We start from the raw sequence: 18,094 nt of genomic DNA, 5'->3' as shown, positions 1-18,094 counted from the left end.
ACGGATTCGTTCCTGGTCTTACTACGACGATATGCCCGAGAGGATCTTGCAGTGGCTGTGTGAAATTATTTTCAGTGGACCCACGCCACAAACGGCAGATAGGTGATGTTGAGGCCGTAACGCTGCTCCAGCGTGTGCAGCAGGTTCTGCGGATCATTGAGGTCGAACACGCCGCTGATCTGCATCGCGCCGAGGGTGGCATCGGGCAGCACGATGCGCCCGTATTGATAGCGCTCCAGCTCGGCCAGGACCTCCTGCAGGGGCTTGCGGTTGAAGATCAGCTTGCCGCGCTGCCAGGCAGTGAGGGCATTGGCATCGACCTGCTGGCGCTCAGCGACAACCTGGCCTGCTTGGTACAGCGCCTGCTGGTTGGGTTGCAGCTCCAGGGTTTGCGCCTGGTGCTGCACTTGCGCCGCGCCGGAGGCGACCAGGATACGGGTCTGCCCCGCATCGCGGCGCACGCTGAAGACCCCGTTTTTAGCCGCCACGCGGTCTTGCCCGGCCAGGACAACAAAGGGGCGCGACGGATCATCGGCCAGCTCGAACAGGGCTTCGCCCTTGCGCAAGTTGACGCTGCGCTGAGTGCCGGTGAAATCCACCGATAGCGCCGTCGCGCTATTGAGCGTGACACGCGTGCCATCGCTCAACAGCCATTGCTGGCGCTGACCGACCCCGGTGTGATGAGTGTCGGACCAGCTGGGTACATAGTCCGCAGCGCCGTACCCGAGCACGGCCAGCACCAGCCCCGCCGCCAGCCCGCTGGCCCAGCGATAAACCCGACGGCGCGGCTTTGCGCGGTGTTGCTCGGCGCTGGCGGTGAGGCCGATATCCGCCCACAGCGCTTCGGCCTCCTGGGCGGCGTTTTTGTGCGCCGGGCTCAACTGTTGCCAGCGCTGGTAGTCCAGGCGCTGACGGGCCGTGGCTGTGCCCGAGTGCAGCAGCGTCTGCCAGTCGATGGCCTGATCGTCGAGATCTTCAGGGGTAGGCGTAGAAAGCATCACGGCAAGCTCAGGCATGGTTGTGTTTGAGCCAGTCACGGCAGTGGCGCAAGGCCTGGCCGATGTATTTTGCCACCATACTTGGCGACACGCCCAGTTCGACGGCGATCTGCGCCTGGGTCATGCCGTCGATACGACTCAGCAGCAACGCCTGGCGGGCATTGGGCGACAGTTGTTGCAGGGCGTCGTCGAGGATGCCGATGCGCTCGGTGGCCAGCAGCAGGCCTTCGGGCGGCAGCCCGGGGTCGGCGATTTCCAGCGATGGCGGCTCGGCACTCAGGTTGCGGGTCTGGCGTTGGTCCACGCGCAAGGCATCAATGGCCAGATTGCCCGCCACCTTGAAAATAAAGTGCCGGTCATTAAGCACCGTGACCGTCCTGGGGTCGATTTTCGCCAGCTTGATCCAGGTTTCCTGCGCCACATCCGCCGCCCGATGTCGGTCACGCAGGCGCCGGGTCAGGAACGACAACAGGTCGTCGTAATGCTCCTGAAAACTGGCCAGCAGGCTGGAGGGGGAAGGCGGGGTCATGGAGCATGGGCTCGGGTGTTAATGAGAAGCCGTATCATTAACGATTGCGTGCGCGGGTGCAACGGCTCTTGTGGGGGGGCGCATTGGGTTATAGCGGTGTGGGAGCGTGGCTTGCCCGCGATGGCATCAACGCGGTCTGACAGGACGACCGCGCCGCCTGAACCGCGGGCAAGCCCGCTCCCACAGCTTTCTGCAGACGCGACAAAGCCCTGCGCATATGCACATCGGGTTTGATTTTAAGGGGGGAAAACGCGGTTCCCTTGAACAAGGGAACGCATTCAGGTGCCACAAATAATGGCGGAGAACGGGGGATTCGAACCCCCGACACCCTTTTGAGGTGTACTCCCTTAGCAGGGGAGCGCCTTCGGCCACTCGGCCAGCTCTCCGCGAAACGCCGCGTATAGTAACCAGCCTTTCGTCAGTTGCCCATAGAAAATTTAACCTGATCTGCGTTTTACCCGCAAAAGCTCAAAATACAGGCGTGCGATCGCTCATCGGGTACTCGATGAGAGGCAAAAATGCTTTGGGATACAGGGATTTGACGCGATTCCCTTGGACAAGGGAAAGAAGAATGGTGCACCAGGCGGGATTCGAACCCACGACCCCTGCCTTCGGAGGGCAGTACTCTATCCAGCTGAGCTACTGGTGCAGCGCGGCGCCATCATACTCATCTGCGTGTCAGCCGTCCATGCCGCTGATTCGTCAGGTGTTTCCTGGCGCGTTATGGGCTATTAATGGGGGCCGGGTGATAAAACGGTGAAGTCTGATGCCTTGTTCTTTTTTTCGAACAGACTATTGTCCTTTACCCCCTTTGACCCTAGGATTCGTTTGAGATTTCAAACGCTCTTGTCTGAGTGCTGAATCGCACGTCCTGTTTTTTGTGCGTCATTTAGATACTTTGGCAGTGAATGACTTCCTGACGGCAGCCTTCTACGGCGCCTTTCTACTTAAATAATTCGCTCCGCGCCTGCGCGGTGCTGTTAAGGAAAGCCCACATGCAGCTCAAAGACGCACAGTTGTTCCGCCAGCAAGCCTATATCGATGGTGCCTGGGTTGATGCCGACGGTGGCCAGACCATCAAGGTCAACAACCCGGCGACCGGTGAAATCATCGGTACCGTGCCAAAAATGGGCGCGGTGGAAACCCGTCGTGCCATTGAAGCCGCAGACAAAGCGTTGCCGGCCTGGCGTGCCCTGACCGCCAAAGAGCGTGCAACCAAGCTGCGTCGCTGGTTTGAGCTGCTGATCGAAAACCAGGACGACCTCGGCCGCCTGATGACTCTGGAGCAGGGCAAGCCGCTGACCGAGGCCAAGGGCGAAATCGTCTACGCCGCTTCGTTTATCGAGTGGTTTGCCGAAGAAGCCAAGCGTATCTACGGCGACGTGATCCCGGGCCATCAGCCTGACAAACGTCTGATCGTGATCAAGCAGCCGATCGGCGTGACCGCTGCCATTACCCCGTGGAACTTCCCGGCGGCCATGATCACCCGTAAAGCTGGCCCGGCCCTGGCCGCCGGTTGCACCATGGTGATCAAGCCTGCTTCGCAAACCCCGTTCTCGGCCCTGGCCCTGGTTGAGCTGGCCCACCGTGCCGGCATCCCGAAAGGCGTGTTGAGCGTTGTAACCGGCAGTGCCGGCGATATCGGCGGCGAGCTGACCAGCAACCCGATCGTGCGCAAACTGTCCTTCACCGGCTCGACCGAAATCGGTCGCCAACTGATGGCCGAATGCGCCAAGGACATCAAGAAAGTGTCGCTGGAACTGGGCGGCAACGCGCCGTTCATCGTGTTCGACGACGCGGACCTGGATAAGGCCGTCGAAGGCGCAATCATCTCCAAATACCGTAACAACGGTCAGACCTGCGTATGTGCCAACCGCCTGTACATTCAGGACTCGGTCTACGATGCCTTCGCTGAGAAACTCAAAGTGGCGGTGGGCAAGCTCAAGATCGGCAACGGTCTGGATGAAGGCACCACCACTGGCCCGTTGATCGACGACAAGGCCGTGGCCAAGGTCAAGGAGCACATCGCTGACGCACTGAGCAAGGGCGCGACCCTGCTGACCGGTGGCAACAGCCTGGAAGGCAGCTTCTTCGAACCGACCATCCTGGTGAACGTACCGAAAAACGCCGCCGTGGCGAAGGAAGAAACCTTCGGCCCGCTGGCGCCATTGTTCCGCTTCAAGGACGAAGCCGAAGTGATCGCGATGGCCAACGACACCGAGTTCGGCCTGGCGTCGTACTTCTATGCCCGCGACCTGAGCCGTGTGTTCCGTGTGGCTGAAGCGCTGGAGTACGGCATGGTGGGCGTCAACACCGGCCTGATCTCCAACGAAGTTGCGCCGTTTGGCGGGATCAAGGCGTCGGGCCTGGGCCGTGAAGGCTCCAAGTACGGCATCGAAGATTACCTGGAAATCAAATATCTCTGCCTGGGTATCTAACCCGGCGGGTGGTTCAAGCAGAGGGGGCACGAGAGCGATGCTTCCCCTGCGTTTCAAACTGTTAATTTTTGTGGCCGGGAGCGCCATGCCAGTCGATCATCGCATGCTGGCATGGGTGTCTGCCTGGCGCGTCAGCCTTGAACCACGCCGCTTGATCAGCGGCGAATGAGGAACACCATGAGCAACAAGACCAACGCATCCCTGATGAAACGCCGTGAAGCCGCTGTTCCGCGCGGTGTTGGCCAGATCCACCCGATCTTTGCCGAGTCGGCGAAAAACGCCACCGTTACCGACGTTGAAGGTCGTGAGTTCATTGACTTCGCAGGCGGTATCGCGGTACTGAACACCGGTCACCTGCACCCGAAAATCATTGCCGCGGTGCAAGAGCAACTGACCAAGTTGACCCACACCTGCTTCCAGGTGCTGGCGTACGAGCCTTACGTTGAACTGTGCGAAAAGATCAACGCCAAGGTGCCGGGCAATTTCGACAAGAAAACCCTGCTGGTCACCACCGGTTCCGAAGCCGTTGAAAACGCCGTGAAAATCGCCCGTGCCGCGACTGGCCGTGCTGGCGTGATCGCCTTCACCGGCGCGTACCACGGTCGCACCATGATGACCCTGGGCCTGACCGGCAAAGTCGTGCCGTACTCGGCCGGCATGGGCCTGATGCCGGGCGGTATCTTCCGTGCCCTGTACCCGTGCGAACTGCACGGCGTGAGCGTTGACGATTCCATCGCCAGCATCGAGCGCATCTTCAAGAACGACGCCGAGCCTAAAGACATCGCCGCCATCATCATCGAGCCGGTACAGGGCGAAGGTGGCTTCTATGTGGCACCGAAAGCGTTTATGGCCCGCCTGCGCGAGCTGTGTGACAAGCACGGCATCCTGCTGATCGCGGACGAAGTGCAAACCGGCGCTGGCCGTACTGGCACCTTCTTCGCCATGGAACAGATGGGCGTGACTGCCGACCTGACCACCTTCGCCAAATCCATCGCTGGCGGCTTCCCGCTGGCCGGTGTGTGCGGCAAGGCCGAGTACATGGACGCCATCGCTCCAGGCGGCCTGGGCGGCACCTATGCCGGTAGCCCGATTGCTTGCGCAGCAGCGCTGGCGGTGCTGGATGTGTTCGAAGAAGAGCACCTGCTGGACCGTTGCAAGGAAGTCGGCGAGCGCCTGGTAACAGGCCTCAAGGCTATCCAGGCCAAGCACCCGGTGATTGGTGATGTGCGTGCGCTGGGCGCGATGATCGCGGTCGAGCTGTTCGAAGGCGGCGACTCGCACAAGCCGAACCCGACAGCCGTGGCCCAAGTGGTTGCCAAGGCGCGCGACAAGGGTTTGATCCTGCTGTCATGCGGCACTTACGGCAACGTCCTGCGCGTGCTGGTGCCGCTGACCTCGCCAAACGAGCAGCTGGACAAAGGCCTGGCCATCATCGAAGAGTGCTTCGCCGAACTGGTGTAAGCCCCGCGCTTGACGCTGTGACCTGATAGACAAAAAAACCGCTTCGGCGGTTTTTTTGCGTCTGATCCATCGAAATGGGTGTTTTTGCCTGTATCCGCGTGCGCCCTTTGACTAAGGTGCCTGTATCGCACGGGGAGCAAATTGGATGACGGTTGTAGATTTAAAAGCAGCACCCACTGTATTGATTGCCGAGGCCGACCCCTGGACCCGGGACTTGCTCAAGCAAGTGGTGCTGACTGTACGTTGCGACGCTCAACTGGATGTCTGTGGCGACGGCCAGCAGGCGCTTGCACAGTTGGGCAAGCACACCTACGGCCTGGTGATTGCTGACCGTGATCTGCCGGGCATCGGTGGCCTGGATCTGCTGCGCAGTGTTCGCCAGCGTCGCACGGTTGCCGCGCAGCCCTTTATTTTGCTGAGTGCACGCAATGACAGCGCCAGTGTGCGTGAAGCATTGCCCCTGGCGCCTACGGCCTACCTGACCATGCCATTGGACATTGCCGGGCTGACCAAGCGCCTCACGGGGTTATTGCTTGAGGCGGGGCAAGAGATCTTGTGTGACGTGCCGGCGCTGGCGCCCGGCATGACCCTCAAGCGTTATCTGGAACAGCACCGTGCGTCTTCAGATGGCGCGCCGCTCAGGGTTGATGCGCAGTCGGCGCTCAGGAACAGCCTGGGTCCTGACGGGCTTGATCTTGCGCAGCTTGAGCAGCAGGTGCGTACCGATCCACACATTACTGCGGTGCTGATTGCGGCCGCCAACAGCGCGGCGCAGCACCTTGCGAGCCCGGCCCAGACCCTCGCACAAGCCATGCAGCGGCTGGGGCCTGCACAAAGCCTGAACCTGATACAGGGGCTGACCCTAAAGCCCGGCGCGCAGTTAAGCGATGCGTGCCTGGCGGACTACGCCGAGGGTTATTGGGCCTTGTCACAGCGGGCAGCAGACTACGGCCGCACATTGGCAGGCATGCTCAATCTGGATCAGGAGCGTTGTTACTGCGCCGGGTTGTTGCACTGCCTGGGTGATCTGGCTGTGTTGCGTTGCTTGCAGGAATGGCGCCAGGCGGGTGGTGAGCTGGATACGCCGGCGATCGATGCCTCTCTGGCCGAGTTTGGCGCAGCCTATGGCTCTGCGTTACGCACGCGCTGGCGCTTGCCACTGGAGCTGCGCGAACTGATTGCGGCCATGTATCACTTGGGCGGCGGGGTGTATTCGCGTGAAGCGCTGGTGATGAACCTGGCGGCGCAAGTGGCCAATCTGGAAACAGAAGAGGGGATTGCCGAGGTGGCGGGCGGGAAGACTGCGCGCTTGTTGCGGGTGGGTATGTCGCAGCTCTTGCAACTGATCGATAAACCGTAAAGGTGGGAGCGGGCTTGCTCGCGATTCAGGCGCCGCGGGTGGTCAGGCAAACCGCGGTGGTTGCATCGCGAGCAAGCCCGCTCCCACCTGATCGGTGGAGGCGAGGCCCGTCTTTAAACCGCCGCAGGCCTCAGCGAATAGGTCTTGAGCTGGTGGGCAAAGTCGCGCAGCGACTGGATCCCGCTGGCCTCTGCCTCGTGTACCCATTCCTTGATCGCCGCCAGCATGTCGTGACCGTTGGTGCTGGTCTTGACCCAGATCTGTTGCAGGGCCAGGCGCTTCTCGTAAATCACTTTCAGCGACTGGCTGTGCTCCAGCATCTTCTCGATACGCTGGTGATGGCGATCTTCAAGCAGGCTGGTCTCGCGCGACAGCAGGCGCTTGGCGCGGCGGAACTGGTGGCGTACCGAATGATCGACCTTGGCCAGCTCTTGCTGCACCAGCGGCGCGATCACCAGCTTGCGGTACTGGGCCATGATCTGGAAGCGGTTGTTGAGGATCGCCATCGCGGTGTCCATGTCCAGGTTGCCCTTGCCTTCCACCCTATGGGCAATCGGCGCAACACGCTGAACCTTGGCTAGACGCAAAAAGCTGAAGACCTTGATCCAGGCCCAACCCAGGTCGAACTCCCACTTCTTGACCGACAGCTTGGCCGAGTTGGGATAAGTGTGATGGTTGTTGTGCAGCTCTTCACCGCCAATGATGATGCCCCACGGCACCAGATTGGTGGCCGCGTCGCGGCACTCGAAGTTGCGATAACCCACCGCGTGACCCAAACCGTTGACCACGCCTGCCGCCCACACCGGGATCCACATCATCTGGATGGCCCAGATGGTCAGGCCGATGGCACCGAACAGCAGCAGGTCGATGACCAGCATGATCGCCACACCAAGCATTTTGTAACGCGAATAAAGATTTCGCTCAATCCAGTCTTCAGGGCAGTTTTTGCCGTAAATGCGCAGTGTTTCAGGATTTTGCGCTTCTTCGCGATACAGCTCTGCACCTTTTCGCAAAACGGTCGATAACCCTTTGATCACCGGGCTGTGCGGGTCATCGACGGTTTCGCATTTGGCGTGGTGTTTGCGGTGGATGGCTGTCCACTCGCGGGTGTTCTGCGCGGTGGTGAGCCACAGCCAGAAGCGGAAAAAGTGTTTCAGGCCACCATTGAGCTCCAATGAGCGGTGGGCTGAGTAGCGGTGTAGATAAACCGTGACACCGATAATGGTCACGTGGGTCATCAACAGAGTGACTGCCACCAGTTGCCAGGCTGACAAGTCGAGAAAACCGTTGTACCACATAGGCTGTTTGGCCCTCGGGAAGATGAAAAAAACTGCAACACGCATTATCACCATGCAGCCAGATAAAACCAGTCGGCCTTTCAGATAAGAGTGCCGGGATGTTTCTTACACTATAATTCCCATTTTTTTGTAGGTGCATTAACTTTCTTATGTCTGTTTCTTCTCGCGATGCCTTGCGTACGGCCTTGTTATACGGGCTGCTAGCGGTTTTCTGGCTGCTGGTAACTGATCATTTATTGAACAGTTATTTCGATGATTCAGCACAATTGGTGAGGTGGCAGCAGGTAAATGGCTATGTTTTTGCCTTGTTCAGCGCCGTACTGATTTTTTTCGCCCGGGCCCGTTTATTCGATTTTCTGGGCATGAACCCCGGCCTGAAGCGCCAGCGTCAGGATCAGGAGCGCTTGCGCCAGGCGGCAGTGGTGTTTGACTGCACCCGTGAAGGGGTGCTGGTCAGCGACAGCCGCGGGGTGATCGTTCACGTTAATCGTGCCCTGGTGGAGATCACGGGCTACCCGGCCGAAGAGGTGCTTGGTCGCCGCCCGAACATGTTCAAGTCGGGCCGTCACGGGCCCGAGTTCTACCAGGCAATGTTCAAGACCATCGACGAGCACGGCGAGTGGCACGGCGAAATCTGGAACCGGCGCAAAAGTGGCGAGGTCTACCCGCAGTGGCAAACCGTGCGTGCGATTACCGATGACAAGGGCCTGGTTAGCCACTATGTCGCGGTTTTTTCGGATATCTCCGCGATCAAGAACTCCCAGACCGAGCTGGCGCGCCTGGTTCACCATGACCCCCTGACCGACCTGCCCAACCGCCTGCTGTTCACCGACCGTACCGAGCAGGCGCTGGCTTCTGCACAACGCCACCAGACCGGCTGCGCGCTGCTGATGATTGACCTCGACCACTTCAAGATCATCAATGACAGCCTGGGCCACAACGTCGGCGACCTGCTGCTCAAGGCGGTGGCCGAGCGTTTGCTCAGGGTGTTTGGCAAGGGCTTTACCGTGGCCCGGCTGGGCGGCGATGAGTTCGCCGTGCTGATCGACAGCTGTGCGCAAGCGAGCCAGGCCGCCGGGCTTGCGCAGCAGGTGCTGGAGATCATGAAAGGCCCGTTTGATGTCGACAAGCATCAGCTGTTTATCAGCGCCAGCGTTGGCATCAGCGTGTTCCCCGGCGATGCGTTGAACGCCGAGCAATTGCTGCGCAATGCCGACTCGGCGCTGTTCAAGGCCAAAAGCTCGGGGCGCGAGGGGTATGCCTTGTACACCGAAGAGCTGACGGCCCACGCCCAGTACCGGGTCGAGGTGGCCAGCGATTTGCGCCGTGCCCTGGAGCAGCAAGAGCTGCGCGTGTATTACCAGCCGGTGCATGAACTTAAAACCAGCCGCCTGATTGGCGTTGAGGCTCTGGTGCGCTGGGAGCATCCGCTGCGCGGGCTGTTGGCGCCGGGTGAATTTATCCCGATTGCCGAACGCACCGGGCTGATTGCCGAAATTGACGCCTGGGTGCTGGAGCAGGCCTGTTGGCAGATGGTGCAGTGGCAGGGGGCGGGCGTGGAGCTGGCGTTTGTGGCGGTGAACATTTCCAGCCGCCTGTTTGCCCGGCCCGAGCTGTTCGCGCTGGTGTCCACGGTACTGGCGGATACCGGCCTGGACCCGGCCCTGCTGGAACTGGAAGTGACCGAAAGTGCGGTGATGGACAACTCGCAAGTGGCCCTGGAGCAGATGCATCGCCTGCGGGCTCTGGGTTTGCGCCTGGCTATCGATGATTTCGGCACCGGCTTTTCATCGCTGCTGCGCCTCAAGCGCTTGCCCGTGCAGAAGCTGAAAATCGATCAGGGCTTTGTCGCCGGCTTGCCCGGGGACAATGATGATGTGGCAATCGTGCGTGCCGTTATCGCTTTGGGTCAAAGCATGGGCTTGCAGGTGCATGCCGAAGGCATAGAGCAGGTCGGGCAGGCGCAGTTCCTGCTCGACCTTGACTGCGACCTGGGCCAGGGCTACTGGTTCGGGCGCCCGATGCCTGCCCAGGATCTGGACTGGCAAAGGGCGCCGGCGATTCGCCCCTGAACCGGGTTCAGTCCTTTTCTGGCGGCAGGGTCGGCAGCGCGCGCAGGGCGGCTTCGTACCACTCGGTGTTAAAGGCGCGGTCTTCTTCGAGGATCGCGTCAATTTCCACGGCCAGCACATGGGCCATCATCTGCAGGATATCGTCGCGCTCGTAGCCAACCAGGGTCAGTTTGTTGAACGTGGCCTTGGCGGCAGGCGGGTTGTCGCTTTCAATCTGGTTTTCAATCGCCTGGATCAGGGTGGATTCGGCGAATTCTTCTTCTTCGTTGTCGATATCGGTTGGCTCGCTCATGGCAGGCTCCTCAAGTAAAGGCGGCCAGTCTAACTGCATTCAAGCCAGTGATGCTGCTAGCCAGCCTGACGGCGAAGCTCTATAACAGCTGCAGCCAACCCCAACACGGCCTGGAGGCTTTGTAATGCTCAAGCTTTATGGATTCGCAGTCAGCAACTACTACAACATGGTCAAGCTGGCGCTGCTGGAAAAGGGCGTGCCCTTTGAAGAGGTGCCGTTTTTCGCTGGCAAGACCCCGGAGGCCCTGGCCATCAGCCCCCGTGGCAAAGTCCCGGCCCTGGGCGTTGCGCAAGGTTTTATCAACGAAACCAGCGTGATCCTCGAATATATCGAGCAAACGCAAACAGGCCCGAAACTGCTGCCGGTTGACCCGTTCGAGCGCGCCCAGGTGCTGGCGCTGGCCAAGGAAATCGAGCTGTATATCGAACTGCCGGCCCGTGCTTGCTACCCCGAGGCGTTCTTCGGCATGCAAGTGCCCGACGTGATCAAGGAAAAGGCGCGCACCGAGCTGCTCGAGGGTATTGCTTCGCTGGGCCGTCACGGCAAGTTTGCGCCTTATGTGGCGGGCGACACCCTGAGCGTGGCGGATATCTACTTCGCCTTCAGCGTTGACCTGGCCTGTGCGGTGGCGCACAAGGTGTTTGGCCTCGACCTGCTGGCAGACATGCCGGGGGCCGCGGCCTTGCTGGAACGTCTGAAGCAAAACCCGCATGTGCAAAAAATCGCCGCGGACAAAGACGCCGCCATGCCACAGTTCCTGGCCTGGATCAGCAGCAAGAAATAACCCTCGGGTCGGCGCTGGATAAAAAAACGGGCACCCCAGGGTGCCCGTTTTTTGTATTGCCTGACGCTTAACGGCTGGCCAGCAACGCCTTGCCGCGCACAACTGCTGCTTTCACTTGCGCCGGCGCGGTGCCGCCGATGTGATTACGCGCATTGACCGAACCTTCAAGGGTCAGCACGGCAAACACATCGTCTTCGATCTGATCGCTGAACTGACGCAGTTCTTCAAGGCTCATTTCCGCCAGGTCCTTGCCGGTCTCAACGCCATACTTCACGGCGTGGCCAACGATTTCGTGGCAATCACGGAACGGCAGGCCACGGCGAACCAGGTAGTCGGCCAGGTCGGTCGCGGTGGAGAAACCGCGCAAGGCGGCTTCACGCATGATCGCGTGCTTGGGCTTGATCGCCGGGATCATGTCGGCAAAGGCGCGCAGCGAGTCACGCAGGGTGTCAGCGGCGTCGAACAGCGGCTCCTTGTCTTCCTGGTTGTCCTTGTTGTAGGCCAGAGGCTGGCCCTTCATCAAGGTCAGCAGGCCCATCAGCGCGCCGAATACACGGCCGCTTTTGCCGCGCACCAACTCCGGCACGTCGGGGTTTTTCTTTTGCGGCATGATCGAGCTGCCGGTGCAGAAGCGGTCGGGCAGGTCGATAAACTGGAATTGTGCGCTGGTCCACAGCACCAGCTCTTCGGAGAAGCGCGACAAGTGCATCATCGCGATGCTGGCGGCGGCGCAGAACTCGATGGCGAAGTCGCGATCGGACACGTTGTCCAGCGAGTTGCCGCCTACGGCGTCAAAGCCTAGCAGTTGCGCGGTGAATTCGCGGTCGATCGGGTAGGTGGTGCCCGCCAGTGCCGCGCTGCCCAGGGGCATGCGGTTGGTGCGCTTGCGGCAGTCGACCAGGCGCTCGTAATCGCGGCTGAGCATCTCGAACCAGGCCAGCATATGGTGACCGAACGTCACCGGCTGTGCGGTCTGCAGGTGGGTAAAGCCGGGCATGATGGTCTCGGCTTCACGCTCTGCCTGTTCCAGCAGGCCTTTTTGCAGGCGGGTGATTTCAGCCAGGATCAGGTCGATTTCGTCGCGCAGCCACAAACGAATATCGGTCGCGACCTGGTCATTACGGCTGCGCCCGGTGTGCAGTTTTTTACCGGTCACGCCGATGCGATCGGTCAGACGCGCTTCGATGTTCATGTGCACGTCTTCCAGGTCGATGCGCCAGTCGAATTGACCGGCTTCGATTTCGCTCTGGATGGTTTTGAGGCCGTCGATGATGCTGTCGCGCTCGGCATCGGTCAGCACGCCAACCTTGGCCAGCATCGTGGCGTGAGCCACGGAGCCCATGATGTCGTGGCGATAAAGGCGCTGGTCGAAAGTGACGGAGGCGGTGAAACGCGCAACGAAGGCGTCGACGGGTTCACTGAAGCGGCCGCCCCAGGACTGATTGGTCTTGTCGGTGCTCATGGATTCGCTCGTAATCGGCTGAGGGGAGTTACACAAATAGTTACCGCGGATCATAACAGGGTTGCCATTCATGGCGTTGACGCAGCTCGGCAGGTTTTTGTGTGAAGTGCGGTATAAATAAATTTCCGAAACGAAATGTATCGTTTGAATACTTTCGCCTTGGCAACCGTCTACAGTTGGTCGTATGGATCAGTCATAGCAGGTCTTTGTAGATTGCCAGACGTATCCGGTATTAAATCGAGCAATCGAGACGGGTGAATTTAGCTGCCAGGTTTGCGGCACTTTTTGGCCTTCGCGCTAGTCTTAGCGTGGATCGCCGTGACAGTCGTCACATCACCTGTCTACGCTATCCTTGTGCGAGACTCACGCAGGAATACAGCGCTATATGAATGTCCTGATCGTTGATGACGAAACCCTGGCCCGCGAGCATTTGAGCCATTTGCTCAGCACGCTCGGGGGTTATACGTTGCTGGAGCCTGGCGCCACCAATGGCGAAGAGGCACTTACCCTGATCGAAAACCTGAAGCCGGATGTCGTTTTGCTCGATATTCGCCTGCCAGGCCTCGACGGGTTGCAGGTTGCAGCCAAATTATGCGAGCGCGAGCTACCGCCTTCGGTGGTGTTTTGCGTGGCCCCTGATGAGTTTTCCGTGCAGGCCCTGCAAGACAGCGGAGTCAGCTATGTGCTCAAGCCGGTCACCGCGCAGGCCCTGAGTGCTGCCCTCAAGGAGGCGCACCGGCCCAATCGCGTGCAACTGGCCGCACTTACCCGGCCGGCTGCGCAAACCGGCAGTGGCCCGCGCAGTCATATCAGTGCCAGAACCCGAAAAGGCATTGAACTGATCCCCATCGACCAGGTGATCTACTTTATTGCCGACCACAAATACGTGACCTTGCGCCACGCGGGCGGTGAGGTGCTGCTGGATGAACCGCTAAAAGCCCTTGAAGACGAGTTTGGTGAGCGCTTTGTGCGTATCCACCGCAATGCGCTGGTGGCGCGTGATCGTATCGAGCGTTTGCAACGCACGCCGCTGGGGCATTTTCAGCTGTTCCTGCGCGGGCTCAACGGTGATGCGCTGATCGTCAGCCGCAGGCATGTGGCGGGTGTGCGCAAGATGATGCAGCAGCTGTAATTCGCGTTCTAAAAAGGCGCGGGCGCGCCGTTTTGGGCCAGGGAGGCCGAGGACTTTCTGATACAAGTCAAAGCTGTTTTGGCTGAGCTGTTATTATCAGCCGTATCTTTTCAGTACGGATTGATCCATGTCCTCTCGCGAAATCCGCATCGCTACCCGTAAAAGCGCCCTGGCTCTGTGGCAGGCCGAATACGTCAAAGCCCGTTTAGAGCAGGCTCACCCCGGTATTTTGGTGACGCTGGTGCCCATGGTCAGCCGTGGTGACAAGCTGCTGGACTCGCCGCTGTCAAAAATCGGCGGCAAGGGCCTGTTCGTCAAGGAGCTGGAAACCGCCCTGCTCGACAACGAAGCAGATATCGCCGTGCACTCCATGAAAGACGTACCGATGGACTTCCCTGAAGGCCTGGGTCTGTTTTGCATTTGCGAGCGCGAAGATCCGCGTGACGCCTTCGTTTCCAATACCTATGCCAGCCTCGACGATTTGCCCCGGGGCAGCATTGTCGGCACGTCGAGCCTGCGCCGTCAGGCCCAGTTGCTGACTCGTCGCCCGGACCTGCAAATCCGTTTTCTGCGTGGCAACGTCAACACCCGTCTGGCCAAGCTCGATGCCGGTGAATACGACGCCATTATCCTCGCGGCTGCCGGCCTGATCCGTCTCGGTTTTGAAGACCGCATCACGTCAGCGATCAGCATCGAAGACAGCTTGCCCGCCGGTGGCCAAGGCGCAGTGGGCATCGAATGCCGTAGCGCGGACAGCGAAATTCATGCCTTGTTGACGCCGTTGCATCACGCCGATACGGCCGTGCGCGTCACGGCCGAACGTGCGCTGAACAAGCACCTCAATGGCGGCTGCCAAGTACCGATTGCCTGTTATGCCGTGCTTGAAGGCGAGCAAATCTGGCTGCGTGGACTGGTCGGCGAGCCGAGCGGTGGTGTGTTGCTCAGTGCCGACGCCCGTGCGCCGCGTGCGGCTGCCAGCGAGCTGGGGGTGCAGGTGGCCGAGGCGCTGCTGGCACAAGGCGCTGGCGATATCCTCAAAGCCGTTTATGGTGAGGCAGGTCACGAGTGACCGGTTGGCGCCTGCTGCTGACCCGGCCTGCCGAGGAGTCTGCAGCCCTGGCCGATGAGCTGGCGGCTGCCGGTATCTTCAGCAGCAGCCTGCCATTGCTGGCGATTGCCCCGTTGGCCATGAGCGACGCCCAGCGTGCGCTGATGGCCGGCCTTGACCGTTATTGCGCGGTGATTGTGGTCAGCAAGCCGGCGGCGCGCCTGGGGCTTGAGCTGATGCGCCAGTACTGGCCGCAGGCGCCGCAGCAGAAGTGGTTCACTGTAGGCGCCGCGACGGCGCAGATTCTCGCCGCCCACGGCCTCGATGTTAGCTACCCTCAATGGGGCGATGACAGTGAGGCGCTGCTAGCAATGCCCGCGTTCACCTCGGCGGTGAGGGGCGTGCAGCCCAAGGTGCTGATTCTGCGCGGGGAGGGCGGTCGCGAGATGCTGGCTGACCGTCTACGCAGCCTCGGCGCGCAGGTCGACTACCTTGAACTCTATCGTCGCGAGCTGCCGTCATACCCGCCTGCGACCCTGCATAAGCGGGTTACAGGGGAACGCCTGAACGCGCTGGTGGTCAGCAGTGGGCAGGGTCTTGAACATTTACACCACTTGGCAGGGGATGACTGGCCGCAGCTTGCACGCCTGCCATTATTTGTTCCAAGCCCCCGGGTTGCTGAGCTGGCACGCAGCGCCGGGGCGCAACATGTTGTGGATTGTCGTGGCGCGAGCGCTGCGGCTTTGCTGGCGGCGCTGCGGGAACATCCCGCACCTGCTTTCTAATGCAAAGGATGGATTCGTGAGCGAAACAGTCTTGTCCAAAGAACCCGTACAGCCCGCGCCAGAAGCGCCGGTTAAACAAGCCGAACCTGCACCGCAAGGGCGGGGCAATGGTCTGGCCGTTGTCGCCCTGTTGCTGGGCGCTGCCGGTGTAGCCGTGGGTGGCTGGGGGGTGTGGCAGGTGCGTCAACTGCAAGCTGCCACCACTGAGCAACTGAGCGACGTACCCGCCCTGGCCGCGCAAACGCTGTCGATCAAGCAGGGCGAGCAACAACTGCTGACCCGGCTCAACCAGTTGCCTTCGGCCAGTGAGCTGGATAATCAGCGCCAATTGGTCGTGCAACTGCAAGGCGATCAGCAGCGCCTGAACCAGCGCCTTGAAACCGTGTTGGGCGAGAGCCGCAAGGACTGGCGTCTGGCCGAGGCCGAGCACTTGTTGCGCCTGGCCACCTTGCGCTTGTCGGCCCTGCAAGACATCACTAGCGCCCAGGCCCTGGTGCAGGGCGCAGACGCGATTTTGCGCGAGCAAAACGACCCGGGCTCTTATGCCGCCCGTGAACAACTGGCCAAAAGCCTGACGGCCCTGCGCAGCGTTGAGCAACCGGACCGTACCGGCCTGTTTTTGCAGCTGGCGGCCTTGCGTGATCAAGTGGCGCAGCTCAGTGCCCTGGCCCCGGCCTATCAGAACCAGGGTGATTCGCTGGCAAGCCTCACCGCTGATGGCGATGGCGCGAGCCGTTGGGCCCAGTGGTGGGAGGAGATCTCGCATTACATCCGCATTGATTTCAATGCCGATAAAAATGTGCGCCCGCTATTGGCCGGCCAGAGCCTGACCCAGGTTCGCCTGGCCTTGAGCCTGGCGCTGGAGCAAGCCCAGTGGGCCGCGCTCAATGGTCAGGAGCCGGTTTACACCCGGGCTTTGGAGCAGGCGCAAGACGTCCTCAAGGGCAACTTCAATGCGGATAACCCGCAGAGCAAAAAAATCCTTGAGCAAGTGATCGAGCTCAGCAAGCAGCCGGTCACGGTCAAGACCCCGGATCTCGCCGGGGCCTTGAGTGCGGTGCAGGCTTATCTCGAACGTCGGCATGTGAGTGCCGACGAGCCGGGCAAAGCGGCCGCCAGCCCTGCGCAGGAGGCCCATCCATGAAGCGTTTCTATGTGATTGTGTTTTTGTTGATTGCAGCTGCGGCCTGCATCGGCCTGGCAATCGCTGAAGACGCGGGCTATGTGCTGATCGCCTATAAAAACTTCCGCTACGAATCCAGTGTGTGGGCAACCCTCGCCCTGCTGGCCGTGCTGTGGTTGCTGGTATGGGGCATCAAGCTGCTGGTGGAGCTGGTTACGGCGTCTACCGGGCTGGTGAACCCGTGGTCGCGGCGCAACCGCAGCCGTCGGGTACAGATCGCCATCGAGCAAGGCCAGATGGACCTTGCCGAGGGCCGTTGGGCCAGCGCACAGAAGCACCTGGCCCGTGCCGCCGAAGCCGAACCACAGCCATTGCTCTACTACCTGGGTGCTGCGCGTGCGGCCAATGAGCAGGGGCACTACGAAGAAAGCGACAACCTGCTGGAGCGTGCATTGGAGCGTCAGCCCCAGGCCGAACTGGCAATTGCCCTGAGCCATGCCCAGTTGCAGGTGGACCGCGCCGACACCGATGGCGCGCTGGTGACCTTGCAAGCCATGCACGAGCGTCATCCGCATAACGTCCAGGTACTGCGTCAGTTGCAGCGCCTGCACCAGCAGCGTGGCGACTGGACGGCGTTGATCCGCCTGCTGCCGGAGCTGCGCAAGGACAAGGTATTGCCGGCCAAGGAACTGGCTGAGCTGGAGCGCCGCGCCTGGGGGCAGAACCTGAGCCTGGCGGCCCAGCGTGAAACGGAGGGCGAGGCGGGGCTGCAGTCGCTGCAGCGCGCCTGGCAACAGCTTACCTCGGCCCAGCGCCAGGAACCCGCACTGGTGCTGGCCTATGCTGAGCAATTGCGCCAGCTGGGCGCACAAGCCGAAGCCGAGGAAGTACTGCGTGGGGCGCTCAAGCGCAGTTACGACAGCCACCTGGTGCGCCTCTACGGCCTGCTGCGCGGCAGCGACCCGGTCAAGCAGCTGCAGACTGCCGAAGGCTGGCTCAAAAGCCATCAAGGCGACGCCAGCCTGCTCTTGACCCTGGGCCGCCTGTGCCTGCAAAACAGCTTGTGGGGCAAGGCGCGGGACTACCTTGAAAGCAGCCTGAAGGTTGAACGCAACCCGGAAACCTGTGCCGAGCTGGCGCGGTTGCTTGCCCAGTTGGGTGATACGGCGCGCAGCAACCAATTGTTCCAGGAGGGTCTGAATTTGCTCGATGAGCGTTTGCTGGCCTCGCCTTTGCCGGCCACTGCCACAAGCCTGTGACAGCGTCAGCCTGGCGTGTGTTTCGGCACGCGTCAGGCTGGGCTGAGTCGTCC

15 protein-coding genes, 2 tRNA genes and 1 pseudogene are annotated in these 18,094 nt (G+C 60.8%); 11 read left to right on the top strand and 7 right to left on the bottom strand.

The window, feature by feature from the left end; genetic code table 11:
• Nucleotides 1-71: 71 nt before the first annotated feature.
• From AB3G35_RS02380 to AB3G35_RS02365, 4 genes are all read right to left on the bottom strand, one after another.
• A complete protein-coding gene (locus AB3G35_RS02380; protein ID WP_106115562.1) occupies nt 72-1,016 on the bottom strand; it encodes a FecR family protein in 945 nt (314 codons plus the stop codon).
• Nucleotides 1,009-1,527: an RNA polymerase sigma factor gene (locus AB3G35_RS02375; protein WP_029611667.1), complete on the bottom strand. Its 519-nt coding sequence runs from the start codon at nt 1,525-1,527 to the stop codon at nt 1,009-1,011. The genes AB3G35_RS02380 and AB3G35_RS02375 overlap by 8 nt, the downstream gene beginning before the upstream one ends.
• Nucleotides 1,528-1,822: 295 nt before the next feature.
• Nucleotides 1,823-1,913 (bottom strand) — tRNA-Ser (locus tag AB3G35_RS02370).
• 186 nt (nt 1,914-2,099) lie between these two features.
• Nucleotides 2,100-2,176: transfer RNA gene (locus tag AB3G35_RS02365), tRNA-Arg, on the bottom strand.
• 346 nt (nt 2,177-2,522) lie between these two features.
• Here AB3G35_RS02365 and gabD point away from each other — a divergent pair.
• The 3 genes from gabD (at nt 2,523) to AB3G35_RS02350 (ending at nt 6,786) form a co-directional block, all read left to right on the top strand.
• The gene (gene gabD, locus AB3G35_RS02360; protein WP_016782989.1) at nt 2,523-3,965 is read left to right on the top strand and encodes an NADP-dependent succinate-semialdehyde dehydrogenase; all 1,443 of its coding nucleotides are present in this window, start codon (nt 2,523-2,525) and stop codon (nt 3,963-3,965) included.
• A gap of 177 nt (nt 3,966-4,142) precedes the next feature.
• Entirely contained in the window at nt 4,143-5,426 is a 1,284-nt protein-coding gene (gene gabT / locus AB3G35_RS02355; RefSeq protein ID WP_016782991.1) for a 4-aminobutyrate--2-oxoglutarate transaminase, read from the top strand.
• A 145-nt stretch (nt 5,427-5,571) separates the two neighbouring features.
• Entirely contained in the window at nt 5,572-6,786 is a 1,215-nt protein-coding gene (locus tag AB3G35_RS02350; protein ID WP_369782277.1) for an HDOD domain-containing protein, read from the top strand.
• A gap of 113 nt (nt 6,787-6,899) precedes the next feature.
• Here the strand turns inward: AB3G35_RS02350 and desA are convergent, their stop codons facing one another.
• Nucleotides 6,900-8,084 (bottom strand): delta-9 fatty acid desaturase DesA, encoded by a 1,185-nt coding sequence (gene desA / locus AB3G35_RS02345; protein WP_167380483.1) that lies wholly within the window; start codon nt 8,082-8,084, stop codon nt 6,900-6,902.
• Nucleotides 8,085-8,233: 149 nt separating this feature from the next.
• On the opposite strand from desA, the gene dibA reads away from it, so the two are divergent.
• Nucleotides 8,234-10,156 carry a phosphodiesterase DibA gene (gene dibA / locus AB3G35_RS02340; protein ID WP_134050766.1) on the top strand — a complete coding sequence of 641 codons (1,923 nt, stop codon included), beginning with the start codon at nt 8,234-8,236 and terminating at the stop codon, nt 10,154-10,156.
• A gap of 7 nt (nt 10,157-10,163) precedes the next feature.
• Here the strand turns inward: dibA and AB3G35_RS02335 are convergent, their stop codons facing one another.
• A complete protein-coding gene (locus tag AB3G35_RS02335) occupies nt 10,164-10,448 on the bottom strand; it encodes a hypothetical protein (protein ID WP_016782995.1) in 285 nt (94 codons plus the stop codon).
• Nucleotides 10,449-10,572: 124 nt separating this feature from the next.
• Here AB3G35_RS02335 and AB3G35_RS02330 point away from each other — a divergent pair, with 124 nt between their 5' ends.
• Nucleotides 10,573-11,232 (top strand): glutathione S-transferase family protein, encoded by a 660-nt coding sequence (locus AB3G35_RS02330; protein WP_016782996.1) that lies wholly within the window; start codon nt 10,573-10,575, stop codon nt 11,230-11,232.
• A gap of 67 nt (nt 11,233-11,299) precedes the next feature.
• On the opposite strand, the gene argH is transcribed toward AB3G35_RS02330, so the two are convergent.
• The gene (argH, locus tag AB3G35_RS02325; protein ID WP_083369690.1) at nt 11,300-12,694 is read right to left on the bottom strand and encodes an argininosuccinate lyase; all 1,395 of its coding nucleotides are present in this window, start codon (nt 12,692-12,694) and stop codon (nt 11,300-11,302) included.
• Nucleotides 12,695-12,951: 257 nt separating this feature from the next.
• On the opposite strand from argH, the pseudogene AB3G35_RS02320 reads away from it, so the two are divergent.
• The 6 genes and pseudogenes from AB3G35_RS02320 to AB3G35_RS02295 all read left to right on the top strand — a co-directional run.
• A pseudogene (locus tag AB3G35_RS02320) lies at nt 12,952-13,083 on the top strand (sensor histidine kinase); the annotation flags it as partial.
• A complete protein-coding gene (locus AB3G35_RS02315) occupies nt 13,080-13,826 on the top strand; it encodes a LytTR family DNA-binding domain-containing protein (protein ID WP_016782997.1) in 747 nt (248 codons plus the stop codon). The pseudogene AB3G35_RS02320 and the gene AB3G35_RS02315, both read left to right, overlap by 4 nt.
• A gap of 127 nt (nt 13,827-13,953) precedes the next feature.
• A complete protein-coding gene (gene hemC / locus AB3G35_RS02310) occupies nt 13,954-14,895 on the top strand; it encodes a hydroxymethylbilane synthase (protein WP_086799427.1) in 942 nt (313 codons plus the stop codon).
• The gene (locus AB3G35_RS02305; RefSeq protein WP_095040640.1) at nt 14,892-15,659 is read left to right on the top strand and encodes a uroporphyrinogen-III synthase; all 768 of its coding nucleotides are present in this window, start codon (nt 14,892-14,894) and stop codon (nt 15,657-15,659) included. The genes hemC and AB3G35_RS02305 overlap by 4 nt, the downstream gene beginning before the upstream one ends.
• 16 nt (nt 15,660-15,675) lie before the next feature.
• Nucleotides 15,676-16,803: a uroporphyrinogen-III C-methyltransferase gene (locus AB3G35_RS02300; RefSeq protein WP_095040639.1), complete on the top strand. Its 1,128-nt coding sequence runs from the start codon at nt 15,676-15,678 to the stop codon at nt 16,801-16,803.
• A complete protein-coding gene (locus AB3G35_RS02295) occupies nt 16,800-18,041 on the top strand; it encodes a heme biosynthesis protein HemY (protein WP_106115559.1) in 1,242 nt (413 codons plus the stop codon). The genes AB3G35_RS02300 and AB3G35_RS02295 overlap by 4 nt, the downstream gene beginning before the upstream one ends.
• Nucleotides 18,042-18,094 lie beyond the last annotated feature (53 nt).

It is taken from the genome of Pseudomonas sp. WC2401 (genome assembly GCF_041200115.1).
Lineage (GTDB): Bacteria > Pseudomonadota > Gammaproteobacteria > Pseudomonadales > Pseudomonadaceae > Aquipseudomonas > Aquipseudomonas fragi.
The sequence above is the reverse complement of the archived record's forward strand: the minus strand, read 5'-3'. Positions and strand labels throughout refer to the sequence as shown.